Consider the following 24,548-nt stretch of genomic DNA (forward strand, 5'->3'; position numbering starts at 1 on the left):
TTGCGTTAAATCGGGTTAGTTCAAAACGAAACCGCCGTTGACCGCCATCACCTGGCCGGTAAAGAAGCGCGACATGTCGGACAGGGCGAACACAACGGCGCCGCAAACGTCCTCCGGCAGTTGGTCGCGCTGGATGGCGCGGCGGTCGAAATAGGTCTGGTGGCGTGCCTTGGGCACGTATTCGGTGGCTTCCACCAGGGTCAGGCCGGGCGCCACCGCATTGACGGTGATGTTGTCGCCGCCCAGTTCGCGCGCCAGCGAGCGGGTCATGCCGATCACCGCGCTCTTGCTGGCCACATAGGCCAGCAGGTTGGGCGCGCCCCACAGCGGGGTATCCGACGACAGGTTGACCACCGCGCCGCGCTTCGATGCGCGCAGCGCGGGCAGGCAGGCGTTGGTCATCAGCCAGGTGCCGCGAACGTTGACATCCATCACGCGGTCCCACATCTCCACTTCCAGTTGCTCGCTGCTCTTGCCGCCGGAATTGGTGATGGCGGCGTTATTGACCAGGCCGTCGAGGCCGCCCAGCCAGCCGGTGGCGGCGGAGGCGCAGGCCTTGACCGACTCCGGGTCGGCCAGGTCGACCACAAACCCTTCCACCTTGAAGCCGCGCTCCTTCAGCGCTGCCACCGATGCGGCCAACTGCTCCTGCAGGATGTCGGCCATCGCCACGGCGGCGCCCGCTTCGGCAATGGCGGCGGCGAAGGCCAGGCCGAGGCCGCGTGCGGCGCCGGTGACCAGGATGCGCCGTCCCGCCAGAAGGGTTGCCGTATTTGCTGCGGACATGTTTTCGCTCCTGTTATCCATCGCTCAGACAGTGCTGGTATTGGCCTTGGGGATGTAGTGCAAGACCTTGCGTTCGGCCCACACCACGAAACCGTAGGTGACTACGCCGATCATGGTCAGCGCCACGATGGCGACGAATACGGCCGCGGTGTTGCCCTGCCCCTCGCCGTCCACCAGCAGGTAGCCCAGCCCCTGGTTGCCGCCCACCAGCTCGCCCACGGTCACGCCGATCACCGACAAGGTGGAGGCGATGCGCAGGCCGGAGAACAGCGCCGGCAGCGCCGAGCGGAACTCGACCAGATGGAAGATCTGCCAGCGGCCGGCATTCAGGGTGCGCACCAGGTTGACCATGTCGGGGTCGACGGTACGGATGGCCGACAGCACGTTGATCATGATCGGGAAGAACACGATCAGCACGGCGACAATGATCTTGGGATAGATGGTGTAGCCCAGCCACATCACGAACAGCGGCGCGAAAGCCACTTTAGGCGCGATCTGCAACGCCAGGATGTAAGGCGAGAGCATGGCTTCGGCGCGCGGCGACAAACCCAGGGCCACTCCCACCGCCAGGCCCAGCAGCGCGCCGAACAAAAAGCCGAACACCACTTCCATGGCGGTGATGCCGAAGTGCTGCAGCAGCTGCGCGCCGTTCCACATGACGACCGATTCGCGCACCACCTGCATGAAATTGGGCAGGATGTATTCGGGCATGCCCAGCATGCCGGGGCCCCATTGCCAGGCGGCGATGAACAGCACCAGCAGCGCCAGGCTGCCGCATACGGTGCGCGCTTTTTCGCTAAACGCGGGAACGGACGGCCGGCGATCGGGCGCAGCCAATTCTTTCGCTGTAGTGGTATTCATGATTACTTCGCGACTCCGATGAACTGATTGGTGAACAGGTCATTGACCGGCGTCGCCTTGGTGACGATGCCTTCGCTGACGTAGAACTTCTGCACGGCATCCATACGGCTCGAATCGATCTGGCCCAGGGTCTTCTGGTTGGCGTACACATATTTGTTGTACATCTCGAAGGTGGCCTGGATGCTCGCTTCCTTGCCCTTGTAGCTGGGCAGCGCGGCGACGTAGTCGGCAGCGGCGGCCTTCGGGTCTTTCATGATGTCCTGCATGCCGCGCAGGGTGGCATGCACCAGTTTCTTCAGCAGCTCCGGGTTCTTCTTGATGGTGTCATCGGAAGCCAGGATGGCTTGCGCCATGCTCTTGAACCCACCGTTGTCGAGCAGCTCGACCTTGGCGCCCGCATCGGTAGCGGAGACGACCCAATCAGGCACACCGGCGAACGCCTGCGACTTTCCCGAGGTGAACAACTGCCACACGCCGGATGGACCGGCGGCCTGGATCTGCACATCGGTCTTGGTCAGGCCGGCGGTCTTGAGGCTGCCGAGGAAGGCATAGTAGGTGGTGTCGGTATAGGACATCACGGTGACGGTCTTGCCCTTCAGGTCCTTCAGACCCTTGATGCCGTCGGCCGGGTTGGCGGCGACCATGGTCACCGAACCCGCGCCCAGCACGGCGATGGCCTTGACCGGGATGCCATTGGCGCGCACCACGATCGGGGTGTCGCCAATGGCGCCGCCGATCACAGCATTGCCGGCGCCGATCTGCTTGGCCACATCGACGCCGCCCTTGGCGACGATAAAGCTGACCTTGAGATTTTCATCGGCGTAGTAGCCCTTGTGCTGGGCCAGCACCCAGGGCGCGAAGGCTGGCGAATTCGGCGGCGCCGGCAGCAGGTAGGTGACTTCTTCCGGCGCGGCGTAGGCGATGGCGGGGACGACAGCGGCGCCGAGGACGGCGCTCAGGGCCAGTGCGCCACAGGCGGATACGAAAAATTTCTTCATGTTTCTAGCTCTCCCTAGGGGTCTTCGTTGACGTGGGTTTCGGCGTGAAATCAGTGCAGTTCGGCAGTCTCTTTGCCGACCTTGAGCAGCTCCATCAGGCGGCCCTGCAACGGACCGATTTCGGGCAGCTTGCGGCGTTCCAGCGGGTTGTCGCGGAACGGCAGATCGACCTCGATCTCCTCGACGATGGTGCCCGGGCGCTCGCTCATGACCAACAGTCGGTCGGACAGGGCAATGGCTTCGACCAGGTCATGGGTGATGAAGAGCGCGGTTTTCTTTTTCTCGTAGAGCATCTTGGCCAAGTCCTGCTGCAGGACCATCTTGGTCTGCGCATCCAGAGCCGAGAACGGTTCGTCCAGCAGCAATACCTGCGGATCGACCGCCAGGGTGCGCGCCAACGCGGCGCGCTGGCGCATACCGCCCGACAGCTGGTACGGGTAATGTTCCTCAAACCCTTTCAGGTGGCATTTGGCCAGCAGCTCGTCGGCGATGCGGCGGCGCTCGGCCTGCGGCATGCCGTCGATTTCCAGTCCCAGGGTGACGTTGGCGCGGATGTTGCGCCAGGGCATGAGCAAATCCTTCTGCAGCATGAAGGCCACCTTGCGCACCGGCTTGGTCACCTTCTCGCCGCCGACGAATACCTCTCCCTCGGTGGGCAGATACAGTCCGGCACCCATATTGAGCAGCGTGCTCTTGCCGCATCCCGAAGGGCCGATAATGGAGACCACCTCGCCGCTTTTGATGGACAGGTTGACGTTGTTGACGGCAGCGCGCGGTTGCGCTGTCTGGCGGTCGATGAAGCTCTTGCCGACCTTGCGGAATTCGATTTCGATCATGTTGCCTCTGCTGATTGGCTTGGCGCCCGGTGGCGCCCCAGCTATTCTTCCCGGCCTTCCGCCTCTTCTGGGCGGGTGTCTCCAGCCGGGCACCGAAACGTTCCATATATGAAACAACAATTTATATATGGGAGATATGTGCATTGAATATAGCAGATATTTCTGGACAAAATGACTTATTTTGTTCCATATATAAACTGATGGTTTATATAAAAACCGTTTCCCGTGTTTTATGCAAAGTATGTGCCAAGCCGCAAAGGCCGATTTCAGCGCGGATTGCGGCTGCCGGCTCACCAAACGGACGCGGCGCGAACCTCGCCGGTGCAGGCGATGCACTTTGTCGAGCGCTTGTGGCAAGGACGATACAAGGCGGGATGACAACGGCCAGGAATTCCAGCCGGGCAAGGATGACGCGGCTTCGGCGCAGTCCCGGCGAGCCCGGAACCAGGACTTAACGCCCGTTGATTTTTGTTTGCCGGCATTTACACGGCGCTAACCGCCGCTTACACCATTCGCGCACATCATCCGCAACACGAGCCGCCGCGTTCCGCATCCACTGCATTGCGCCCTGAGGCGGCCCGGCAGCGCCGGACATCCAGTCCGGCCGTCCAATTCCGGGGGTGTCGCCATGAAGTTCCAATACCGTCTGTCCGGCGCGTGCGCGCTGGCCGTATCGCTGTCCGCCTGCTACAGCCCGGCGCCCATGGTGACCGGCCCGACCAGCGTGCGGCCGTCCTATCCGGTGGCCAACGTCGAGAACAACGGCGCCATCTTCCGCGTCTCCAGCGCGCAGTTGTTCGAGGAGCCGACCAGCTACAACGTCGGCGACATCATCAAGATCGACATCTCCGAATCCATCAGCAGCAGCAACAAGGCCGCCACCAACAACAGCCGCGATACTTCCCTGTCGCAGAAAGGCCCCGGCTCGGGCGCGCCGCTGGGCGGCCTGTTCACCCAGCTGTACGACGCCAATTACTCGGCCTCGGGCAGCAATACCTTCAAGGGTTCGGGCGACAGCAGCAATACCAACACCATGACCGGCACGCTGATGGTTTCCATCGTCGAGGTGCTGCCCAACCGCAACCTGGTCGTGGCCGGCGAAAAGCGCATCGGCGTCAACGGCAACATCAACACGCTGCGCTTCTCCGGCGTGGTGCGCACGCGCGACATCCGCGGCGGCATCGTGGCCTCCTCCAATGTGGCCGATGCGCGCCTGGAACAGGTCGGCGGCGGCGCTATCGCCGACGCCAGCACCGACAACAATTTCTTCCGCCGCCTGCTGACGATCTGGTGATGCGTTGCCGGTGCCCAGGAGAAGCGGAAACAAAAACGGCAACCAAGGTTGCCGTTTTTGTTGCTTGCCGCTTTTTGCTTGATGGAGATGGCGCGGATCAGTAACCGCCCATGCCGCCGCCGGGCCCATTGTCGGCGATGATGGCGGGATTGCCCGGCAGCAGCGCGTCGACCAGCGGCCCCAGCTTCTCGCCGACCGAGGCCCACTTGTCCTGGCCGAAGGCGCCGATGCGGTATTGCGCCGAACCCAGCACGCGGCCATCGCGGCGCAGCGTCAGCGAAGCGAAGGTGAGATAGGGTGTATAGGCAGCGGCGAAGGCCTTGGTGTCCCATTTGACGTAGCCGGTATAAGTCAGCGTCACCGGACAGGCGACGGCCTGGGTGCCGGCATCGTAGACGCGGCTTTGCACGCCGTGCTTCTGCAGCTCGCCCTGCAGGCCCGGCACGAAATCGCTCAGCGCCACGGCGCCGTTCCACTCGATGCAGACCTCGCGGATAGCCTCCTTGCTGTAGACGATGGGATTGGCAGGCGCATTGGGCGCAATCGACTTCACGCCGGACGCGGCGTATCCGACCAGGCTGGCGGCGTCGACCAGGGCGCTGGTGGACGTCACCACGCAACCCGGCAGCGACGAGACCAGCAAGAAGGCGATGATGATGGTACGCATGGCGGCTCCCCCGAGCGGAACCCGCGTTGTTGGGCGGCAGCGGGATTCCAGGCCGCCCATCATATCCGCGCCGGTTCCGGCGCCAGGCCGGTTTTACCTTGATTTACGCTGCTCCCCGCGCCGCTTTACACCATGCGCGCCGCGCCCGGCGCGCGCGATGCTGGCACAATACCGGGCAGGCATTTCCGTCCGCAACAGGAGACTTCCGATGAAACGATTCCTTCCTTCATCCCTGCTGGCCGCCGCCGCGCTGGCCGGCGTGTGCCATATTGCGCAGGCCGATACGCTGAAGTCCGAAGCCGAGGTCCGCGCGCTGGCCGACAAGGTCATGGCCCAGGCCGGCGCCGGCCGCACCGACGACGCCTACGGCGCCATGTCGCCCTATTCGCTGATCGACATCCGCGCGCTCGAAGCGGCGCGCGCCAATGCCCGCAATTCGCGCATGGCGATCGAGGCGCAGGTCGGCAACTCGGTGGGCTACGAATTCATCCGCTCGGAAAAGGTCGGCGATTCGCTGATCAAGCTGACCTATATAGAGAAGACCGAACGCCAGGCCATCCCGTGGCAGTTCATCTTCTACAAGTCGCCATCGGGATGGGGCATCAGCGCCTTCAGCAACGGCGACAATGTGGATGCGCTGTTCGAGCGTTGACCGCCCGCCCTTCGCTCCGGCTCAGATCGCCCGCTGCGGGCTCAGGTCGCCGCTCTCGATCTCGGTCTCCACGCCCGACACCTTATCGGCAATGACCCGGCTGGCGCCGCAGGCGGTGGTCCAGCCGTTGGAACCGTGGCCGGCGTTGAGCCACAGGTTGGGATAGCGCGTGGCGCCGATCAGCGGCGCGCCGTCCGGCGTCATCGGGCGCAGGCCGGCCCAGTACTCGACCCTGGCCAGGTCGGCGCCGTGCGGATACAGGTTCTTGAGCGACTTGATCGCGGTCGCGCAGTCGCGCGGCGTCACCTTGGTATCCCAGCTGCCGATCTCGGCGGTGCCGGCGGCGCGGATGTTATTGCCCATGCGCGTGATGGCGACCTTGTAATACTCATCCATGACGCCGCTCCTGGGCGCGCCGGCGGGATCGGCCACCGGCACCGTGATGGCGTAGCCCTTGACCGGATAGATCGGCAAGTCCAGCCCCAGCGGCTTCAACATCGGCACCGAAGCGGCCGCGCAAGCCACCACATAGGCATCGGCGCGCAGCGTGCCGCCCTTGGTGCGCACGCCCTTCACCTGCCCGCCTTCGACTTCAATCGCCTCGACCTCGGTCGACAAGTGGAACTCCACCCCATGCGCCTGCAGCCAGCCGGCCAGCGCGCGCGCGAACAGCGGGCAGTTGCCGGTTTCGTCCATCGGCATCAGCAAGCCACCCTTGATCTCATGGCGCGCCGCGTGCAAACCCGGATCGAAGGCCACGCAGCCATCGGCGTCCAGCAGTTCGAACGGCACGCCGGCCTCGGCCAGCACCTTGGTCGACAAACCGGCGTTGTCCACGCCTTCCTGGTTGCGGAACAACTGCAGGTTGCCGCCGCTGGTCTGCTCGTACTGGATGTTCAGGCGCTCGCGGATCTGCTTGAGTTGCGTATGGCTGTAGCGCGCCAAGCGGCCCATGCGCGCCTTGTTCACGGCATAGCGCTCGGGCGTGCATTGCGCCAGGAACTGGCGCAGCCACTTCCACTGGTGGGTATCCATGCGCGGCATGAAGCGCAGCGCGGCCTCGATGCCCAGCCAGCTCTGCAGCGTCCATTTCAGCGACTTGACCGGCATGCCCGGCGCCGCCCACGGCGTGGCGTAGGAGGGGCAGACATGGCCGGCGTTGCCGACGCTGGTCTCGGCCGCCACTTCGGCGCGGCGCTCGACCACGGTGACTTCATGGCCGCGCTCGCGGAGGAAATAAGCGGTAGTGACGCCGACGATGCCGGCGCCGAGCACGATAATGCGCATGGTGTTCTCAGGTAGATAAGGTATTCAGAGCGTGAGTCCGCCGTCCACATGCCAGACCTGGCCGGTGACGTAAGAGGCGGCCGGACTCAGCAAGAAGGCAATGACGTTGGCGATCTCCTGCGGCTGTCCCAGGCGGCGCATGGGGATGCGTTCCAACGCGGCCTGCCAGGCTGCCGGGTCGATGGCTGACTTGGACGGGTCGCTTTTCTGCACATAGCCGGGCGCCACCGCGTTGACGGTCACGCCTGAAGCTGCCAGCTGCGCCGCCAGCGATTTCACCAGCGCCTCGATGCCGGCCTTGGCCGCGGCCGATGCCGGAAAGCCCGATTCGCCCAGGCGGAACACATGCGCCACGAAGGAACTGACCGCCACCACGCGCCCCGCGCCGGAGGCCTGCAGCGCGTCCTTGCAGGCGGTCGTCAGCCGGAAGAAACCCGACAGCAAGGCATCCAGCGAACGCGACCAGTCGGCGTCCGACAACTCGCCGATGCGCTTGCGGTCGGCGAACCCGGCATTGGCCACCAGCGCATCGAGCCGGCCGAATTCATCCAGCGCGGTGTCGCGCAGCAAGGCGGCGGTACCCGGCTCGGCCATGTCGCCGAACGCCAGCACGCAACGCGCACCCTGCTCCCGGCAGCGCTGCGCGACGGCTTGCAACTCGGGAGACTCGCTGCGCGCGTGCAGCACCAGCGACACCTCCGGCGCCGCTACCGTAGCGGCGATTGCCGCGCCGATGCCGCGCGCGGCGCCGGTAATGAGGATCGTGCGCTGCGGGTTGGCAGCGTCGGCAGAAACAGCGGGGGAAGAAACCTGGCTCATGGTCATTTTTGGATTAGGCGCTTTCCCAATCGCTGGGAAAGCCGGCGAACGGCGCATTCAAGTGCGCTGTGGCAAGTGCGTTATTTTAGAACTCATTTCATCAACCGGCGTGAAATGGATTCACCTGAAACGCCGCTGTGGCGTGGCCTGCATGTGGCCGCCGCCTGCCGTTCTCCATTACAATTGCCGGCAACAACGGCGGCCCTTGCCCCGGACCAGGCTTCTGGTTCATCTTGAATCGTATTGAAGGAAAAACGCAGATGTATCAATGGGACTTCGGCTCGCTCTGGCAATTCAGGAGCATCATCGGCATCGGCTTCGTCTACACGCTGGGCTATACCATTGTCTGTATCGCGCTGGGCCTGTTCGTCGGACTGGTGGTGGGCCTCGGCCGCCTCTCTTCCAACCCGTTCATCTCGGGGCCGCTGCGGGCCTTCGTCGAAGTCTTCCGCTGTACGCCGGTGCTGGTGCAACTGGTGTGGTTCTACTACGCGCTGCCGGTACTGCTGGGCGTCGAGATGTCGGCCGGCACCGCGGCCTTGCTGTCGCTGTCGCTGTACGGCGGCGCGTTCTATTCGGAAATCATCCGCGGCGGCATCATCTCGATCGACGTCGGCCAGTCCGAAGCCGGCTGGGCGCTGGGCATGACGCGCTTCCAGCTGATGAAACGCGTGATCCTGCCGCAAGCCTTCAAGCGCATGACGCCGCCGCTGGTGAACCAGTCCATCATGCAGTTGAAGAACACCTCGCTGCTGTCGGTGCTGGCCGTGCCCGACCTGCTCTACCAGGGCCAGATCATCGCCCACGAGACCTACCGTCCGCTGGAAATCTACACCATGGTCGCGGTCATCTACTTCGTGATCCTGCTGCCTGCCACCATCTGGGCCAAGCGCCTGGAAACCCGCCTGTCGGCGCAGCACGGTTGAGGTGAACACAATGAGCAATAACGCGATGATCCAGATCAGCAATCTCAAGAAGGCCTTCGGCGACCACGTGGTGCTGAAGGACATTTCCATCCAGATCGAAAAGGGCAGCGTGGTCGCCATGATCGGGCCGTCCGGCTCGGGCAAGTCGACCCTGCTGCGCTGCCTGAACCTGCTGACCGTGCCCGACTTCGGCGCGGTGCGCATCGGCGAGCGCCATTTCGAGTTCGACGGCAAGAAGTCCCATCTTCCCAAGGACAAGGAACTGGCCGGCTTCCGCGCCCGCACCGGCATGGTGTTCCAGCACTTCAACCTGTTCCCGCACATGACCGCGCTCGAGAACGTGATGGAAGGCATGGTCACCGTGCAGCGCGTGCCCAAGGCCCAGGCCCGCGAGCGCGCCATGGCGCTGCTGCAGAAAGTCGGCCTGGCCGAACGCGCCGACATGTATCCGCAAAAGCTTTCCGGCGGCCAGAAGCAGCGCATCGCCATCGCCCGCGCGCTGGCCATGCAACCGGACGTGATGCTGTTCGACGAAGCCACCTCGGCGCTCGACCCGGAACTGGTGGGCGAAGTCCTGAACGTGATCCGCGGCCTGGCGGCCGACGGCATGACCATGATCCTGGTCACCCACGAAATCGCCTTCGCGCGCGAAGTGGCCGACCAGGTGGTGTTCATGCGCGACGGCGTGGTGGTGGAAGCCGGCCCGCCGTCGCAGGTCATCGACAACCCGCAGCAGGCGGCGACCCAGGCCTTCCTGGCCCGCTTCAATGGATAAACCCGACGTCCAATGAAAACGCGGTTCGACACCCTCGACGACACCGACCGCAACCTGATCGCGCTGCTGCAGGTGTCGGCGCGCGAAAGCGTGGCCAACCTGGCGCGCAAGCTGGGCGTGGCGCGCACCACCGTGGTGGCGCGCCTGGCCCGGCTGGAAAAGAACGGCATCATCGCCGGCTACACCGTCAAGCTGGGCCAGGAAGTCACCGACAACGCCCTGCACGCCTATGTCGGCATCACCGTCGAAGCCAAGACCGCGCGCGACGTGCTCAAGCGCTTCAAGCGCATGCCCGAGATCGAACTGCTGTGCTCGGTCTCCGGCGAGTACGACTACGTCGCCTGGCTGCGCGCCGCTTCCGCCGAACGGCTCGACCAGTTGCTCGACGAGATCGGCGAGATCGACGGCGTTACCCGCACCACCACCTCCATCGTGTTGTCGCGCAAGATCGAGCGTTGAGCCGGCATGCAAGGCGCGCGCGGACTTGTCCGATGCTCAAGCCTTGTTTTCCGCCGCGGCGCGCCGCTTGGATCCACGGGCCTTTTCGTTTTCCGGCACGCCTGACGCATCGCCCTTGGCCTTTTCCTCCCGCGCAAGCGGCGTCAATGTAATCCGCTCCGAATCCTTGTCGAAGCCCACGTCGACCCGGTCGCCGGAGCGGATCTTGTCGCCGAGGATGTCCTTGGCCAGCAGCGTTTCCAGTTCCTGGCGGATCTTGCGCTTGAGTTCGCGCGCGCCGAACTCGGGCTGGTAACCGACCTGCGCGAGATGGTCGACCACCTCGTCCTTCACGTTCAGCACGATGTCTTGCGCGGCCGCCGTCCGCACCACCCGCCCCAGTTGGATCTGGATGATGGAACGGATATTCTCGCGCGACAGGCTATGGAAGACGATCACCTCGTCGATCCGGTTCAGGAATTCGGGGCGGAAATGCCCCTTCAGCACTCCCATCAGCTTGTCGCGCACCTCCTTTTCGGGAGTGCGGCTTGCCGCATCCTTTTCCAGGTTGTCCATGATGATGGATGCGCCTAGGTTGCTGGTGGCAATGATGATGGTATTGCTGAAGTCGACCACCCTGCCTTTGCCATCGGTCAGGCGGCCGTCGTCGAACACCTGCAGCAGCACATTGTTCACATCGGGATGGGCCTTCTCGATCTCATCGAGGAGGATCACGCTGTACGGCCTGCGGCGCACGCGCTCCGTGAGCTGCCCGCCTTCGTCGTAGCCCACGTAGCCGGGGGGCGCCCCGATCAGCCTGGCCACGGCATGCCGCTCCATGTATTCCGACATGTCGATGCGGACCACCGCCTGTTCATCGCCGAACACGGATTCGGCCAGCGCCTTCGCCAGCTCGGTCTTGCCGACCCCGGTCGGCCCCAGGAACAGGAAGGTGGCAATCGGCCGGTTGCTCTGGCCCAGCCCCGCGCGCGACAAACGCACCGCATCGCTCACGGCAACGACGGCCTCGTCCTGGCCGATCACGCGCTGGCGCAGCAGATTCTCCATGTCGACCAGTTTCTGGCGCTCTTCCTTGGTCAAGTCGCTGACCGGAATGCCGGTCAGGCGCGATACCACCTCCGCCACCGACGCCACGGTGACCTCCAGCGTTTCCGAACCGGTCTTGCGCTGCCAGACATCGGTTTGTTCGTCCAGGCTGGCCTGCTTCTCCTTGATCCGCTCTTCGAAGCCCTTCGCCTCGTCAAAGCGCTTGCGCGAAGAGGCGTAATCCTGCTCGCGCTTGAGCTGGGCGATTTCCGCCTCCAGCTCAAGCATGCCGGCCGGACGCGAGGTCGACTGGATCCTGACCCGCGCCGCGGCCTGGTCGATCAGGTCGATCGCCTTGTCCGGCAGGAAGCGGGACGTGATGTAGCGGTCCGACAGCTCCGCCGCGGCGACAAAGGCGTCATCCGCAAACGTGACCTGGTGGTGCGCCTCCAGCGTATCGCGCAAGCCGCGCAGGATCACGATGGTTTGCTCCACGCTCGGCTCGGCCACCAGCACCGGCTGGAAGCGCCGCTCCAGCGCCGCATCCTTCTCGATATGCTTTTGGTATTCGTTCAGCGTGGTCGCGCCGATCAGGCTCAGCTCGCCCCGGGCCAGCGCGGGCTTGAGCACGTTGGCGATGTCCAGCCCGCCTTCGCCGCCGCCCTGGCCGGCCCCGACAATGGTGTGCAGTTCGTCGATGAAGACCACCAGTTCGCTCTGCCGGGCCGTTATCTCGTCGATCAGTTGCTTGGCCCGCTCTTCGAATTCGCCCCGGTACTTCGCGCCGGCCACCATGGAGTTGATGTTGATCTCGACCAGCCGCTTACCGCGCAGGTTTTCCGGGACGTCGTCGTTGACGATGCGTTGCGCCAGCCCTTCCACGATCGCCGTCTTCCCGACTCCCGGCTCGCCGATCAGCACCGGGTTGTTTTTCTTGCGCCGCGCCAGTACTTCGATGGTGCTTTCGATTTCCTGCGAGCGGCCCAGAACCGGGTCGAGCTTTCCCTGCCGGGCCATCGCGGTGAGGTCGCGGCCGAACTTGTCCAGGGTAGGCGTGCCTGTCGGCGCATCGACGCGCCCGTCCTCCGCGCCCTTGCCGACCACCTTGACGATCTTCTGGCGCAGGGTTTCCGGCGTCACGCCGTATTTCTTCAGCAGCCCGCCAGCGATGCTTTCGGGCACCATCGCCAGCCCGATGAGCACGTGTTCGGGGCCGACATACGAGTGCCCCAGTTCGCGTGATGCCTGGAAGGCATGCTGGAACGCTTTCTTCAGGCGCGGCGACACCGCCAGCTCGTCGGCGGATATCTCGGCTCCCGCAACGCCCTTTTTGGCGTGCTCGTCGATATAGGCCTTGATATCCTGGGGCGCGAGCTTGATCTCCCGCAACAGCGCCGAGACCACATCCGTATCCGCCAGCACATACAAGACATGTTCCGTATCCAGTTCCGTGCGATGCAGTTCAACGGCTTTTTCAGCGGCGCGCTGCAGCAGTTCCAGCGTCTGTTGGCTGAAGGCGTCGGTGATATCCACCGATTCGCGCGGCACGGACGCCCTCAGCCCCCGCTCCCCGGCGCCATCGCCGGAGAACAAACCCGGCAATCCCCCGCCGAGAAGGGTGTCGAAGGGATTGAGCATGCTCTGGTGCCGCATCAGCTGGCGATAGTCGTATTCGCAGATCGACATCGACTTGCGCTCGCCGTCCACCACCGCCGTGACCTGGGCGACCGCCGGACGGGCATTACAGATTTCGCAAAGAGTAGCCATGATGAGTCCTTCCGAAAGTAGAGGAAAAGAAAGGGGGAAGCCTGAAATCCTTCGGCGCGCCGGAAGCGGATGGTCTTGGGCGCCTCAGGATTTCGCCGCCATCACCAGCAGGTGGAACGGCAATGCCAGCAGCGCCATGCCCAGCACGCCCGCCAGCCACAGCAGCAGGAACCAGACATACTGGCGTTGCGCCAGCTTGCGTAGCCATAACTGAATCCGGAACATAGTTGTGTCCTCCGACCGATATGCGGTTCAAGTCAGTTGATACGGCAGGTGCGGCTTGACCGGCTCTGGCAGCGGCAACTCGCACAGCTCGCAGATCGAACGCTCGATGTTGCGGGCCATCGCGTCCAGGGCCAATGCGTTCGGGGCCAGCCCGAAAGGTTCCGCGACTTCCCCGGCGATGGCCTCCAGCGCAATCAATGTATAGGCCAGGAAAAGGCACAGAAGCGGGGTGAACAATTCCGTGGCATCCACCAGGCCGAACGGCAGCAAGATGCAGTAGGTGTAGACCGTGCGATGCAGCAGCACGCTGTAGGCGAACGGAATCGGCGTATAGGCGATGCGCTCGCAGCCGCCCACGGCCTTGCCCATCTCGGCGAGCTGGGTATCCAGCGTCCAGAACTGCACGTCGGACACCTGCCCTTCCCGGTTCAGCTTCACCAGCCTCGCGCGCAACTCATGCAGCAAATCGCTCGGCTTGTAGACCTTGCCGGCCAGTTTCCCGCAGGCATCGGGGCCGAGGAAACGGCGCAGGTCCTCCGTCGGATCGGTGTGCCGCAATTCATGCTTGAGCGCGTAGACCACGGCGAAGATGAGCTGCGCCAACTCCTGCACAACCTCGCGGCGCGGTATATAGCACAGCATCTGCGAGATGATCTGGCGGGAGGCGATCAGCAGGTTGCCCCACAGATAGCGCGCCTCCTTGAAACGATCATAGCTGGCCGTGTTGCGAAAACCCAGGAAGATCGCCAGCGTCAATCCGAACAGGGTCAGCAGCGTGGTGTTGAGCGGGATCTTCTCGCCGAAGATGCGCCCATGCGTGAGCACCGCCACGCAACTGACCGCCCCGATGAAGAGCAATTGCGGCAGGATGGACTGGAGCACGGAGCCGTTCCAGACGAACAGCAGCCTGAGCCAGCTTTGCGGTGGGCGTACGATCATGATGCGTCGTTCCTGCCCAGGTCAGTGGTAGCCGGCATCGCCATGGCGCACCTTGCCGCGGAACACCCGGTACTGCATGACGTTGTAGACCAGGATGATGGGCAGGACCACCAACGTCCCCACCAGGGCGAAGCTCTGGCTTTCGGGGCTTGAGGAGGCACTCCAGATGCTCAGCGAAGGCGGCACGATATTGGGCCAGATACTGATGAGGAGGCCCGTGTAGCCCAGGAAGCACAGCGCCAGCGTGAGCAGGAAGGGCTGCACTTCATGGCGCTGACGGATCGACCTGAAGATGCCTGCCACGCATACCGCCACCAGCACCGGCACCGGCAGGAACCAGCCCAGCAGCCCGCTGCCGAACCAGCGCTGCGCCACGGCGGGCAGGCCCAGCACCGTCCAGATGCTGACGATCGACACCATGACGAGCAACACGACTACCAGCGGCCGCATCGCCACGCGCATGCGACGCTGCAGTTCGCCGTCCGTCTTGTAGATCAGCCAGCCGCAACCGAGCGTGGCGTAGGTCACCAGCACGCCCAGGCCGCAGAAGATGCTGAATGACGACAGCCAGTCGAACGGCCCGCCGGCGAAGCGGCCGTCGACCACGCGCGTTCCCTGCAGCAGCGAGCCCAGCACCACGCCCTGGCAGAACGCGGCCAGCGCCGAACCGCCGGTAAAGGCCAGATCCCACGCATGCTGGGTACGGCGGGCCTTGGAGCGCAGCTCGAAGGCGGCGCCGCGAAACAGCAGCCCCACCACCATCAGGATCAGCGGCAGGTAGTTGGCGGGCAGCAGGACCGAATAGGCGATCGGAAAGGCGCCGTACAGGCCGGCCCCGCCCAGCACGAGAAAGGTTTCGTTGCCGTCCCAGACCGGCGCGACGGTATTGAGCATGACCTGCCGCTCCTCCTTGTCTTCAAAGAAGGGGAATAGCAGGCCGATGCCCAGGTCGAAACCGTCGAGCACCACGTAGAGAAAGACCCCCAGGCCGATGATGGCGGCCCAGACGATGGGAAGATCGATATGCATGATGGGGCTCCCGTTCAATGGAAGGACTGGAATTGGTCGCGGTTGCTCAGGCTCGGGCGCACGGCGTGGTCGTTATCGTGTTCGACATGCGGCTGCGGTCCCTGGGCCATGATCTTGAGCATGTAGTACACGCCCACGCCAAAGACCAGGACATAGGCAACCACCAGGATCAGCAGCGACACGCCCGCCTGCTGGCTGCCGATGGGCGATGCCGAATCCACCGTGCGCAGCAAGCCATACACCGTCCAGGGCTGGCGGCCGACCTCGGTGGTGACCCATCCCGCAATCAGCGCGACCAGTCCCGATGGCCCCATGCAGAACACGAAGCGCTGGAATGCCCGCGATTCGTACAACCGTCCGCCCCGGCGCAGCACCAGCCCCAGCACGGCCACCAGCAGCATCAGCGTTCCCAGCCCGGCCATGATGCGGAAGGACCAGAAGACGATGAGCGAATTGGGCCGGTCCTCCTTGGGGAATTCCTTGAGCCCGCGGATCTCGCCATCCCAGGAGTGCGTCAGGATCAGGCTGCCCAGGTGCGGCACCTGCACGGCATATTTGGTTTCCTCGGCCTCCATATCGGGGATGCCGAACAGGTTGAGCGCGGTGCCGCCCTTTTCCGTTTCCCACAGCCCTTCGATCGCGGCGATCTTGGCCGGCTGATGTTCACGCGTGTTGAGGCCGTGCGCATCCCCCACCAGGATCTGGACAGGCGCGAGCAGCAGCAAGATCCACAGCGCCATCGAAAAACTGCGCTTGACCGGCTCGTCGCGGCGCCCCTTGAGCAGGTGCCACGCGCCGCATGCCGCCACCATGAAAGCGGCGACGATGAATGCCGCAATCGTCATGTGCAGCAACCGGTAGGGGAACGAGGGGTTGAAAATGACCTGCCACCAGTCGGCCGCGACCAGGCGGCCGTCACGGATCGCATAGCCCTGCGGCGTCTGCATGAAGCTGTTCGAGGACAGGATCCAGAACGTCGAAATCAGCGTCCCCACGGCCACCATCACGGTAGCGAAGAAATGCGCGCGCGGGCTCACCCGCTTCCAGCCGAACAGCATCACGCCGAGGAAACCCGCCTCCAGGAAGAACGCGGTGAGCACTTCATAGGTCAGCAGCGGCCCCGTGATGTTGCCCGCGTAACGCGAGAACCCGCTCCAGTTGGTGCCGAACTCGTAGGCCATCACGACGCCGGAGACCACCCCCATGCCGAAACCGATCGCGAAGACTTTCGACCAGAAGAAGAACATGTCCTGGTAGACCCGGTTGCCGTTGGCCAGCCAGCGCCATTCGAGCACGGCCAGGAAACTGGCCATGCCGATGCTGATGGCCGGAAAGATGATGTGCACGGCCACAGTGAATGCGAACTGCAGCCGTGCCAAATGAAGGGTGTCGAACATTTCCATAATGAGGCTCTCCTGTCGGTTGCGGGGGAACGCCAGGGCGAGCGCCCCCCGGCCCTCCCTGAAGATGGAGGGCTTCCGTTCCGTCTCGTTTTTTCAGTGGATCAGGCTGCTTGCGATACTGGCGGCGTTCCCGCTTCCTGGCGCAGCACGCGTACAGGAATCGATTTGTACGACGGCGTGCCGCACTCCTCGTCGATGTAGTCGAGCGGCACCAGCACGTTGGCCTCGGGATAGTAGGCGGCCACCGATCCCGCCGCGATGTCGTACTCGATGACCGTGATGCCGCCCAGCCGCAGGTTGCGGTCCTTGGAGATCGTCTCGATCTCGACCAGGTCGCCGTGTTCGAGGCCGCGGGCGGCCAGGTCGGCCGGGTTCATGAAGAGCACGTCGCGCCGGCCGAACACGCCGCGGTAGCGGTCGTCCAGGCCGTAGATGGTGGTGTTGTACTGGTCGTGGCTGCGGATGGTGATGAGGCGCAGCACGTCGTCCTCCCACGGCAGATAGTTCTCGCGCACGCCGGGGAATACCGAGAACACGGCCTTGCCCGAAGGCGTCGGCCATTGCCGCTCCGTTGGCGGCAGCGGCATGCGGAACCCGCCAGGGACGCGGATGCGCTCGTTGTAGCTCTCGAATCCGGGGATGGTGCGCTCGATCAGGTCGCGGATCCGGTCGTAGTCGTCCACCAGGCGCATCCAATCGGTCTTGCTGCCGGTGAGCGTGGCGGCGGCCATGCCGGCCACGATGGCCGGTTCCGAACGCAGGAACTGCGAAGCGGGCTGCAGGCGCCCGGCGGAGGCGTGCACCATGGACATCGAGTCTTCCACCGTGATCGACTGGGGGCCGGTCGCCTGCGTGTCGAGTTCCGTGCGGCCGATCACGGGCAGGATGAAGGTCTCCTTGCCCACCAGCAGGTGCGAACGGTTGAGTTTGGTGCCCAGGTGGACGCTGAGGTCGAGCTGCTTCATCGCCGGGAACGCAAGCTGGGGATCCGGCATCGCCACCGCGAAATTGCCGCCCAGGCAAATCAGCGCCTTCGACTTGCCCTCGACCATGGCCTGCATGGTCTTGACGGCGTCATGCCCGTGCCCCTGCGGCGGCTTGAAGCCGAAGACTTCTTCGAGCTTGCCCAGGAACTCCTCCGACGGCTTTTCGGTAATGCCCACGGTGCGGTTGCCCTGCACGTTGGAGTGCCCGCGCAACGGGCAGATGCCGGCGCCGGGCTTGCCGATGTTGCCGCGCATCAGCAGCAGGTCGGCGATCAGGCGCACGTTCCAGGTGCCGGTGTTGTGCTGCGTCAGGCCCATGCCGTAGGTGATGATCGTCGCGTTGGACTTGGCGTAGGCCTCGGCCACCTGCTCCAACTGGGATTGCGTGAGGCCGCACTCCTTTTCGATCTGCGGCCACTGGGTCGCGGCCAGGTCCGCGGCCAGCGCGTCGAAGCCTTCGGTATGTTCGGCGATGAAATCACGGTCCAGGACGTTGCCCTGGCTGGCATCCAATTCCAGCAGCGCCTTCATGATGCCCTTGAGCGCCGCGGCGTCGCCGCCGGCCCGCACCTGGAAGTAGGTCGAGGCGATCGCGGTCGAGCTGAACGTCGCCATCTCGACGATGTTCTGCGGATCGGCAAAGCGCTCCAGCGCCCGCTCCCGCAACGGGTTGAACACGATGATCGGCACGCCCCTGCGCGCCGCCTCATGCAGCGTGCCCATCATGCGCGGGTGGTTGGTGCCGGGGTTGTGACCCATCGAGATGATGAGATCGGTCTTTTCGAAATCGTCCAGCGACACCGTTCCCTTGCCGATGCCGATGGATTGCGGCAAGCCCACGCTGGTCGCCTCATGGCACATGTTGGAACAGTCGGGGAAATTGTTGGTGCCGAACTCCCGGGCAAACAACTGGAACAGATAGGCGGCCTCGTTGGAGGCGCGTCCCGAGGTATAGAACTCGGCCTGATCCGGTGTTTCCAGACTCCTCAGTGCCTGGCCGATGCGATCGAACGCGACATCCCAGCTCACCTCGCGGAACTTGTCGCTGGCCGCGTCATACGCCATCGGATGCGTGAGACGGCCAAAATTCTCCAGTTCGTAATCGCTGAGTTTGAGCAAATCCGTGACCGTATGCTGGGCGAAGAACTCGGGCGTGACCCGTTTGCTGGTGGCCTCCCAGGTCACGGCCTTGGCGCCGTTCTCGCAAAACTGGAAGGTGGAGCGATGCTCCTTGTCCGGCCATGCGCATCCCGGGCAGTCGAAGCCTGCCGGCTGGTTGGTACGCATGAGCACCAGGGGCGCCTCGACCACTTGCATCTGCTCATGCACGGCTTGCGCGGTAGCCTTCAACGCGCCCCAGCCTCCGGCGGGGGCCTCGTATTTGCGGATACCCGGAACTTGTCGTTTGCTCATTTGAACCTCCTTGGCGCGGTCAATGTTGATGTGCTGTTATAGGAATGACTTTATTCCGCAAAGGACAAGGCAGAGGAGTCCAGTTCACGCCATCGGCAAGGGCACAGTTAGCGCACATCATTGGCCGCATGCATCCCCGGGAAATCCGTCCGCCGAACTATTTCCTTCGTTCAAGTCATTCTAAAAGTCGTATTCGCCCTGGCTAACCCCTGCCCACCCGATATCACATATCGGAAACTTCACCATAATCCATTCCCGCCCCCTGGCGCCACTCAATGTCCATCGAGCAGCATCCTGGGAATCACGGCCTTGAACAATTCGAGCATGACCCGGATACGGGAAGGATGCGGCCGCTGGGGCAAGGCCAGCATGTGCAGCTCCAGCGGCGCCACCCGATATGCGGGCAGCACCCGCACCAGCGTGCCCTGGTTCAGCGCCTCGGCGCATGCGAATACAGGGGCGATGCCGATACCCATCCCTGCCGCGATCATTTCGAACATGGGGCGCCAGTGGCTGCTCGTGATGGCCGTGCGGATCGGAACGACACGCGCCGTCCCGGCTTCATCCTCAAGCGGAAGATGCCCATCTTCCAATGCGCCGTTCACCCGCAAAAATGGCAATGCGCCCAGCGCATCCGGCGAATCAATCTCATCATGGGCAGCCAGGAAACCTGGCGCCGCCAGCAATGCTTGCTCGACCGAACCAAGCGGATAGGCAATGACGGAAGCGTTGGCCAATGACCCAAGACGCAATGCGATATCCGCGCCCTCGGTCACCAGATCGGCGTTCCTGTCATTGAGGGCCAGATCCAGCGTCAAGGCGGGATATTCACGACAGGCATGCATCAACAGCCTCGGCATCAGCGTCTCCCCGATACAATGCGGGGCCGATATCCGTACGCGTCCTTTGGGCTGGTGCCACTCCTTGGTGATCTCCGCCACGGCATGGTCGGCGTCGGCCAGCAGCTTGGTGCTGCGGTGGTAAAACGCTTCCCCTTCCCAGGTCCATTGGAACGACCGCGTGCTGCGCATCAAGAGGCGGCATCCGAGATGCTGCTCCAGCCGGTCGATGCGCTCGCTCACCGCCGCCTGTCCCAGCCTCAGATCGCGGGCCGCGGCGGAAATGCTTCCCCGCTCCACGACGCGCACATACACGCGCATAGCCTCAAGCAGGTTCATAAAACCGCCCCGCGCCGCCCGATGGCGACGCATCCATATTTCTGGCTGGCTTCATCCGCCCTTTTTCGCGACATTTCACCGTAGCCCCATACCGAATTTCCATGGGTATCAGGATGCCTGCAGAGCGCCCGGGCGGTGGGGTACACACTTGAGCCGCATCAAGGAGTACAGTGGAGCCCTGGATGGCACATCTGTACCCTTCCTTTGCACACCCTCCACTTCAAGGCATCCCATGAAGCTCTACGAGAAGCTGGCCAAAGACATCGAACAGCAGATACTCAAGGGGGTATACCGCGACGGGGATCGCCTCCAGTCGGTGCGGGAGACCAGCAGGCAACGCCAGATCAGCGTCAAAACCGTAGTGCACGCCTACCTGCTGCTGGAAAGCCAGGGACTGATCGTGAGCCGGCCGCAATCGGGTTTCTTCGTCACCACGCGCAACCACGCCCAGGCTTGCGCCGCGGATGCGCTTGAGCGCCCGCGCCCCATTGCCATCTCTTCTTCGGTCGACGTCAGCCGCCTTGTGCTGTCCACGCTGCGCACGATCTCGTCGGGCGATGCGATCCCGCTGGGCTCCCCCTATCCCGATCCGGCCGGCTTTCCCGTGGACAAGATCAACCGCTATGCCTTTGCCGCCGGCAAGGATGCATCGCAGCACGACCTCCGCAATGCGCTGCCGCCGGGACATCCACAACTCCTGCGGCAGATCGTCCGCAGGCACCTCGACCAGGGGCTGGCGGTGGAGCCGACGGAAGCGATCGTCACGATCGGCGCGACCGAGGCGATCAACCTGTGCCTGCAAGCCGTGGCCAAACCCGGGGATGTGATCGCGGTGGAATCGCCGACCTTTTACGCCATGCTGCACGCCATCGAGCGCATGGGCATGAAAGCGGTCGAAGTCCCCACCCATCCGACCCTGGGCATCGACCTGGACATGCTGTCCCAGCTCACCCGCGAACTGCCCATTGCGGCTTGCATGGTGATGCCCAACTTCCAGAATCCGCTCGGCTACCGCATGCCGGACGAGCGCAAACGGGCGCTGGTGCGGCTGGCCAACGACCGCGACATCCCCATCATCGAAAACGCCGTCTACAACGAGCTCTACTACGGCGAGGCGCCGCCCAGCACGCTCAAGTCCTTCGACACCAAAGGCTTGGTGCTGTACTGCTCCTCGTTCTCCAAGACGCTGACCTCGGCCTACCGGATCGGCTGGACCCTGCCGGGGCGTTATCGCGACCAGGTCGAAAAGCTGAAATTCCTGAACACGCTGACTACCCCGTCCATCCCCCAACTGGCCATCGCCGAATACCTGGAGCGCGACGGATACGACCACCAGCTCCGGCGGCTGCGCAAGACCTACGAGCAGAATGCCAGGCTGATGCGCCACACGGTCACCCGCTTCTTCCCCGAAGGAACCCGCGTCTCCAATCCCGAGGGCGGCTATGTGCTCTGGGTGGAACTTCCCGGGAAAATCGACGGCATGCAGCTCTATCAGCAGGCCCTTGAACACGGGATTACGATCGGCCCCGGCTATATGTTCTCGGTTTCCAACCGCTTTCCCAATTTCATCCGGCTCAACTACAGCAGCGAGTGGACGCACGAAGTGGAACAGGCGGTGATCACCATCGGCAAGATCGCCGCCAATGCCATGCGCTGAGTTCGGCAAGGGTGAGGTGCAAAATGAAGCGCTAGCTGTTTGGGAAATTGGATGCCCGCTTCTGGCTAAAAAGTAGACATTCACAGTACTGAGACATGCCGCACCCGACAAGCCTGCAACGCGCCAAGCGAACTGATCTGATTAGATCAGGCCGAGCGTCAGGCCTTTCAGGGTAGCCGCCGCACGCGTAGAACATCCCAGCTTGCGAAAGATGCTCTCCACATGCGTGCGTACGGTGGACGGGCTGATCTGCATCACGCGCGCCGCCTCTTTGTTGCTCTCTCCCAGACTGATGCGGCGCAGGACCTCGACCTCGCGCTCCGACAGCAGGCCCTTGCGCGCAGGCGCTATGCCTCCCTCGCCCTCGCCGCCGGCGGCCGCGATCACGAAACTGGCTGCAGCCGCATCGAAGCGGCCTGCCTGGCCTTCTTCTTCCAGCAATTGCGCCGCCTGCTGTGGCGGCAGCGCCGTGCGCCAGGGGCGCGGTGCGCACAGCGCCGCGTAGGCGCCGGCCGCGGCCAGCAGGCGCTGCGGCATGTCCAGCGCTTCGCGTTCAAGGCTGCGGAAATAACCGCTGCCGTCCAGCCGTTCATACATGTGCGAAGCCAGCGCGGCCTCCTCGCGCAGTTCCGGCACCAGCGCGCCGGCGCGCGCGGTCCAGTAGGGCGCCAGGCGAATCTTTTCCCAGTCGGCGCTGCCAGGCTTGCCCGCTCGCTCCCATATCGTGTTGGCTACCGAGGCGCGTCCCACTCCGTGCACCAGCGCGGCGCGTGCCAGCCTTTTCTGCTGCTCCGGCGGCAGCCCGGCCAGCGCCGCCGCGCGCCCGGCCAATTCGGCCACGCGGCGCGAATAGCCGGCCAGCCAGGGTAACTTCAGTTCAACCAGGTCAGCGACGATGGACAGCGCTACTTGGTGTCCCGGCAAGGCGCCGTCTTCATCGGGCCCTTCCAGCGCCGCCAGCAAGGCGTCGGCGTGTTCTGCCGCCAGCGCTGCTAGCACGGCCGGATACTTGGCGCCACCCCAGGCCTGGATCATTCGCATTGCTGTCTGCGCGTCATGCGTGCGCGCCAGGATCTCCAGATCACCGGCCAGGCTGGTGTAATAGACCACCGCCGGGATAGCCGGTGCGCGCAACTGCTGCGGCGCGCCGCCGCCGTCGTAATGTTCCCACACGTGGCGCAGGCCGGCCTCGACCCCGGCGGGCAATCCCAGCATGCCGGCGAGGTCGCCCGCCACCTCGCAATGGATGCGCGCCAGCGGCTCGACATTGGCGAAGGTGAGCGGATGCCCGGCCGGCAACGCGTGCCGGAGCATGGCGTCGCGCCCCGCGACGTCATCGCCCAGCAGGACTGCGAAGCCGGCGGCGTTGGCAGTGCAGCCCGACCAGCGCAGCAACGCCACCAGGCGCGCATGCGTGGCGACCTCATCGCCAGCCCCGTCCAACAGGGCCAGCCGGCCCGCCAGACGCGCCGAACGCGTCGATTGGTCGGTTGGCTGGCCCATGCTGAGGTCACCGGCCATCGCCAGCAAGCGCACGGCGGCATGGGCGGAGACGGTGGTGGAAAGGATGTTGTCGGATGGCATGCCGGCACTCTAGCGGCAATGGCTGAAGTGGGCAAGGCGATGAAAACAGCGGGGTCGGTCAATTGACCGATACCGGCGCGCGCGGGACTTTTCTAGACTTGCCTCACCGATTCAGTACTACCCCCAAACCACCATCCCTATCAAGGAGAATGTCATGAAAGCAATGCTCAACCTGAAGACCGGCCTCACCCTCCTCGCGGCAGCAGCCGCCTTTTCCGGCGCCAATGCCATGGCCGCCGGCCCCGACGAGCAGCCCTCGGTCGTGATCGTGCACGGCGCCTTCGCCGACGGCTCCGACTGGGCCAAGGTGATCCCGCTGCTGCAAGCCAAGGGCATCAAGGTCACCGCGGTGCAGAACCCCCTGACCTCGCTGGCCGACGACGTCGCCGCCGCCAAGCGCGCCATCGACAACCAACCCGGCAAGGTGGTGCTGGTAGGCCATTCCTGGGGCGGCACCGTGATCACCGAAGCCGGCGACAACGACAAGGTCGCCAGCCTGGTCTACGTGGCGGCCTTCGCTCCGGATGCAGGCCAAGCCACTGGTGACTTGGGCAAGGACCTGCCGGTACCCCCGGGCATCGCCAAGCTGGCGGTGGATAAGGCCGGCTTCGCCAGCCTGCCGGCCGCCGCCGTGGCCGCCGATTTCGCCCAGGATGTGCCGGCCAAGCAAGCCGCCGTGATGGCTGCGACCCAAGGCCCGATCGCTGTCAAGGCCTTCGGCGAGAAGGTCGGCACCGCCGCCTGGAAGACCCGCCCGAGCTGGTACATCGTCAGCAAGAACGACCGCATGATCCAGCCGGACCTGGAACGCACCTTCGCCAAGCAGATCAATGCCAAGACCATCGAACTGCCGACCAGCCACGTGCCGCAGCAGTCGCGCCCGGCCGATGTGGCCAAGGTGATCCTGGATGCGGTGGCCGCCAGCAAGTAAGCCACGCTCCGCACGTTAAATCCCCGTCCCGCATCTGCGGACGGCGGATT

Annotated in this window: 22 protein-coding genes; 7 read left to right on the forward strand and 15 right to left on the reverse strand. The window is 64.2% G+C overall.

Translation table 11 applies throughout. From position 1 onward, the window contains the following. Window positions 1-15 precede the first annotated feature (15 nt). Genes J7548_RS13820 through J7548_RS13835 form a run of 4 tightly spaced genes read right to left on the reverse strand, consistent with a single transcriptional unit; the run spans window position 16 to window position 3,481 of the window. A complete protein-coding gene (locus J7548_RS13820; protein ID WP_290975194.1) occupies window positions 16-786 on the reverse strand; it encodes an SDR family oxidoreductase in 771 nt (256 codons plus the stop codon). Between the two features lie 24 nt (window positions 787-810). Continuing rightward, window positions 811-1,647: an ABC transporter permease gene (locus tag J7548_RS13825; protein ID WP_290975195.1), complete on the reverse strand. Its 837-nt coding sequence runs from the start codon at window positions 1,645-1,647 to the stop codon at window positions 811-813. Window positions 1,648-1,649: 2 nt separating this feature from the next. Further along, a complete protein-coding gene (locus tag J7548_RS13830; protein ID WP_290975196.1) occupies window positions 1,650-2,645 on the reverse strand; it encodes an ABC transporter substrate-binding protein in 996 nt (331 codons plus the stop codon). Window positions 2,646-2,695: 50 nt separating this feature from the next. Continuing rightward, on the reverse strand, window positions 2,696-3,481 hold the full coding sequence (locus J7548_RS13835; protein WP_290975197.1) for an ABC transporter ATP-binding protein: 786 nt from the start codon (window positions 3,479-3,481) through the stop codon (window positions 2,696-2,698). A gap of 628 nt (window positions 3,482-4,109) precedes the next feature. On the opposite strand from J7548_RS13835, the gene J7548_RS13840 reads away from it, so the two are divergent. Beyond that, a complete protein-coding gene (locus J7548_RS13840) occupies window positions 4,110-4,775 on the forward strand; it encodes a flagellar basal body L-ring protein FlgH (protein WP_290975198.1) in 666 nt (221 codons plus the stop codon). 97 nt (window positions 4,776-4,872) lie between these two features. Here J7548_RS13840 and J7548_RS13845 read toward each other — a convergent pair whose 3' ends face one another. Then, window positions 4,873-5,442 (reverse strand): cell division protein FtsI, encoded by a 570-nt coding sequence (locus tag J7548_RS13845; RefSeq protein WP_290975199.1) that lies wholly within the window; start codon window positions 5,440-5,442, stop codon window positions 4,873-4,875. A gap of 208 nt (window positions 5,443-5,650) precedes the next feature. Here J7548_RS13845 and J7548_RS13850 point away from each other — a divergent pair, with 208 nt between their 5' ends. Further along, complete coding sequence (locus J7548_RS13850) at window positions 5,651-6,094, forward strand: hypothetical protein (RefSeq protein WP_290975200.1); 444 nt, start codon at window positions 5,651-5,653, stop codon at window positions 6,092-6,094. Between the two features lie 21 nt (window positions 6,095-6,115). Here the strand turns inward: J7548_RS13850 and J7548_RS13855 are convergent, their stop codons facing one another. Both J7548_RS13855 and J7548_RS13860 read right to left on the reverse strand, forming a co-directional pair. Beyond that, complete coding sequence (locus J7548_RS13855; protein ID WP_290975201.1) at window positions 6,116-7,381, reverse strand: D-amino acid dehydrogenase; 1,266 nt, start codon at window positions 7,379-7,381, stop codon at window positions 6,116-6,118. A 24-nt stretch (window positions 7,382-7,405) separates the two neighbouring features. Continuing rightward, complete coding sequence (locus J7548_RS13860; protein ID WP_290975202.1) at window positions 7,406-8,200, reverse strand: SDR family NAD(P)-dependent oxidoreductase; 795 nt, start codon at window positions 8,198-8,200, stop codon at window positions 7,406-7,408. A 260-nt stretch (window positions 8,201-8,460) separates the two neighbouring features. On the opposite strand from J7548_RS13860, the gene J7548_RS13865 reads away from it, so the two are divergent. The 3 genes from J7548_RS13865 to J7548_RS13875 are packed head-to-tail and all read left to right on the forward strand — an operon-like array spanning window position 8,461 to window position 10,360. Then, entirely contained in the window at window positions 8,461-9,126 is a 666-nt protein-coding gene (locus tag J7548_RS13865) for an amino acid ABC transporter permease (RefSeq protein WP_290975203.1), read from the forward strand. 10 nt (window positions 9,127-9,136) lie between these two features. Beyond that, window positions 9,137-9,901, forward strand: coding sequence for an amino acid ABC transporter ATP-binding protein (locus tag J7548_RS13870; protein ID WP_290975204.1), 765 nt, complete (start codon window positions 9,137-9,139; stop codon window positions 9,899-9,901). Window positions 9,902-9,913: 12 nt separating this feature from the next. Continuing rightward, on the forward strand, window positions 9,914-10,360 hold the full coding sequence (locus tag J7548_RS13875; RefSeq protein WP_290975205.1) for an Lrp/AsnC family transcriptional regulator: 447 nt from the start codon (window positions 9,914-9,916) through the stop codon (window positions 10,358-10,360). A gap of 36 nt (window positions 10,361-10,396) precedes the next feature. On the opposite strand, the gene J7548_RS13880 is transcribed toward J7548_RS13875, so the two are convergent. The 7 genes from J7548_RS13880 to J7548_RS13910 all read right to left on the reverse strand — a co-directional run bounded on the left by J7548_RS13880 (window position 10,397) and on the right by J7548_RS13910 (window position 20,326). Then, the gene (locus tag J7548_RS13880) at window positions 10,397-13,153 is read right to left on the reverse strand and encodes an AAA family ATPase (protein WP_290975206.1); all 2,757 of its coding nucleotides are present in this window, start codon (window positions 13,151-13,153) and stop codon (window positions 10,397-10,399) included. Window positions 13,154-13,237: 84 nt separating this feature from the next. Continuing rightward, entirely contained in the window at window positions 13,238-13,378 is a 141-nt protein-coding gene (locus tag J7548_RS13885) for a hypothetical protein (protein WP_290975207.1), read from the reverse strand. Window positions 13,379-13,405: 27 nt separating this feature from the next. Continuing rightward, complete coding sequence (locus tag J7548_RS13890) at window positions 13,406-14,317, reverse strand: bestrophin family ion channel (RefSeq protein WP_290975208.1); 912 nt, start codon at window positions 14,315-14,317, stop codon at window positions 13,406-13,408. A gap of 21 nt (window positions 14,318-14,338) precedes the next feature. Then, window positions 14,339-15,346: a cytochrome d ubiquinol oxidase subunit II gene (gene cydB, locus J7548_RS13895; RefSeq protein ID WP_290975209.1), complete on the reverse strand. Its 1,008-nt coding sequence runs from the start codon at window positions 15,344-15,346 to the stop codon at window positions 14,339-14,341. A 14-nt stretch (window positions 15,347-15,360) separates the two neighbouring features. Next, window positions 15,361-16,749 (reverse strand): cytochrome ubiquinol oxidase subunit I, encoded by a 1,389-nt coding sequence (locus J7548_RS13900; protein ID WP_290975210.1) that lies wholly within the window; start codon window positions 16,747-16,749, stop codon window positions 15,361-15,363. A gap of 101 nt (window positions 16,750-16,850) precedes the next feature. Further along, window positions 16,851-19,148 carry an FdhF/YdeP family oxidoreductase gene (locus J7548_RS13905; RefSeq protein WP_290975211.1) on the reverse strand — a complete coding sequence of 766 codons (2,298 nt, stop codon included), beginning with the start codon at window positions 19,146-19,148 and terminating at the stop codon, window positions 16,851-16,853. Between the two features lie 272 nt (window positions 19,149-19,420). Beyond that, a complete protein-coding gene (locus tag J7548_RS13910; RefSeq protein ID WP_290975212.1) occupies window positions 19,421-20,326 on the reverse strand; it encodes a LysR family transcriptional regulator in 906 nt (301 codons plus the stop codon). 232 nt (window positions 20,327-20,558) lie between these two features. On the opposite strand from J7548_RS13910, the gene J7548_RS13915 reads away from it, so the two are divergent. Beyond that, window positions 20,559-21,983, forward strand: coding sequence for a PLP-dependent aminotransferase family protein (locus tag J7548_RS13915; protein WP_290975213.1), 1,425 nt, complete (start codon window positions 20,559-20,561; stop codon window positions 21,981-21,983). A 141-nt stretch (window positions 21,984-22,124) separates the two neighbouring features. On the opposite strand, the gene J7548_RS13920 is transcribed toward J7548_RS13915, so the two are convergent. Next, the gene (locus J7548_RS13920) at window positions 22,125-23,567 is read right to left on the reverse strand and encodes an HD domain-containing phosphohydrolase (RefSeq protein ID WP_290975214.1); all 1,443 of its coding nucleotides are present in this window, start codon (window positions 23,565-23,567) and stop codon (window positions 22,125-22,127) included. Window positions 23,568-23,721: 154 nt separating this feature from the next. Here J7548_RS13920 and J7548_RS13925 point away from each other — a divergent pair, with 154 nt between their 5' ends. After that, window positions 23,722-24,498: an alpha/beta hydrolase gene (locus tag J7548_RS13925; protein ID WP_290975215.1), complete on the forward strand. Its 777-nt coding sequence runs from the start codon at window positions 23,722-23,724 to the stop codon at window positions 24,496-24,498. The last annotated feature ends 50 nt before the right edge of the window (window positions 24,499-24,548 follow it).

Source organism: Herbaspirillum sp. (genome assembly GCF_017744395.1).
Lineage (GTDB): Bacteria > Pseudomonadota > Gammaproteobacteria > Burkholderiales > Burkholderiaceae_D > Herbaspirillum.

Bases quoted from the DNA above. Each gene is read 5' to 3' on its own strand.
- J7548_RS13910 (WP_290975212.1), bottom strand. From the start codon at position 20,326: ATGAACCTGCTTGAGGCTATGCGCGTGTATGTGCGCGTCGTGGAGCGG.
- J7548_RS13830 (WP_290975196.1), bottom strand. From the start codon at position 2,645: ATGAAGAAATTTTTCGTATCCGCCTGTGGCGCACTGGCCCTGAGCGCC.
- J7548_RS13890 (WP_290975208.1), bottom strand. From the start codon at position 14,317: ATGATCGTACGCCCACCGCAAAGCTGGCTCAGGCTGCTGTTCGTCTGG.
- cydB (WP_290975209.1), bottom strand. From the start codon at position 15,346: ATGCATATCGATCTTCCCATCGTCTGGGCCGCCATCATCGGCCTGGGG.
- J7548_RS13865 (WP_290975203.1), top strand. From the start codon at position 8,461: ATGTATCAATGGGACTTCGGCTCGCTCTGGCAATTCAGGAGCATCATC.
- J7548_RS13820 (WP_290975194.1), bottom strand. From the start codon at position 786: ATGTCCGCAGCAAATACGGCAACCCTTCTGGCGGGACGGCGCATCCTG.
- J7548_RS13855 (WP_290975201.1), bottom strand. From the start codon at position 7,381: ATGCGCATTATCGTGCTCGGCGCCGGCATCGTCGGCGTCACTACCGCT.
- J7548_RS13835 (WP_290975197.1), bottom strand. From the start codon at position 3,481: ATGATCGAAATCGAATTCCGCAAGGTCGGCAAGAGCTTCATCGACCGC.
- J7548_RS13920 (WP_290975214.1), bottom strand. From the start codon at position 23,567: ATGCCATCCGACAACATCCTTTCCACCACCGTCTCCGCCCATGCCGCC.
- J7548_RS13850 (WP_290975200.1), top strand. From the start codon at position 5,651: ATGAAACGATTCCTTCCTTCATCCCTGCTGGCCGCCGCCGCGCTGGCC.
- J7548_RS13900 (WP_290975210.1), bottom strand. From the start codon at position 16,749: ATGGAAATGTTCGACACCCTTCATTTGGCACGGCTGCAGTTCGCATTC.
- J7548_RS13840 (WP_290975198.1), top strand. From the start codon at position 4,110: ATGAAGTTCCAATACCGTCTGTCCGGCGCGTGCGCGCTGGCCGTATCG.
- J7548_RS13845 (WP_290975199.1), bottom strand. From the start codon at position 5,442: ATGCGTACCATCATCATCGCCTTCTTGCTGGTCTCGTCGCTGCCGGGT.
- J7548_RS13915 (WP_290975213.1), top strand. From the start codon at position 20,559: ATGAAGCTCTACGAGAAGCTGGCCAAAGACATCGAACAGCAGATACTC.
- J7548_RS13880 (WP_290975206.1), bottom strand. From the start codon at position 13,153: ATGGCTACTCTTTGCGAAATCTGTAATGCCCGTCCGGCGGTCGCCCAG.
- J7548_RS13925 (WP_290975215.1), top strand. From the start codon at position 23,722: ATGAAAGCAATGCTCAACCTGAAGACCGGCCTCACCCTCCTCGCGGCA.
- J7548_RS13905 (WP_290975211.1), bottom strand. From the start codon at position 19,148: ATGAGCAAACGACAAGTTCCGGGTATCCGCAAATACGAGGCCCCCGCC.
- J7548_RS13825 (WP_290975195.1), bottom strand. From the start codon at position 1,647: ATGAATACCACTACAGCGAAAGAATTGGCTGCGCCCGATCGCCGGCCG.
- J7548_RS13875 (WP_290975205.1), top strand. From the start codon at position 9,914: ATGAAAACGCGGTTCGACACCCTCGACGACACCGACCGCAACCTGATC.
- J7548_RS13860 (WP_290975202.1), bottom strand. From the start codon at position 8,200: ATGAGCCAGGTTTCTTCCCCCGCTGTTTCTGCCGACGCTGCCAACCCG.
- J7548_RS13870 (WP_290975204.1), top strand. From the start codon at position 9,137: ATGAGCAATAACGCGATGATCCAGATCAGCAATCTCAAGAAGGCCTTC.
- J7548_RS13885 (WP_290975207.1), bottom strand. From the start codon at position 13,378: ATGTTCCGGATTCAGTTATGGCTACGCAAGCTGGCGCAACGCCAGTAT.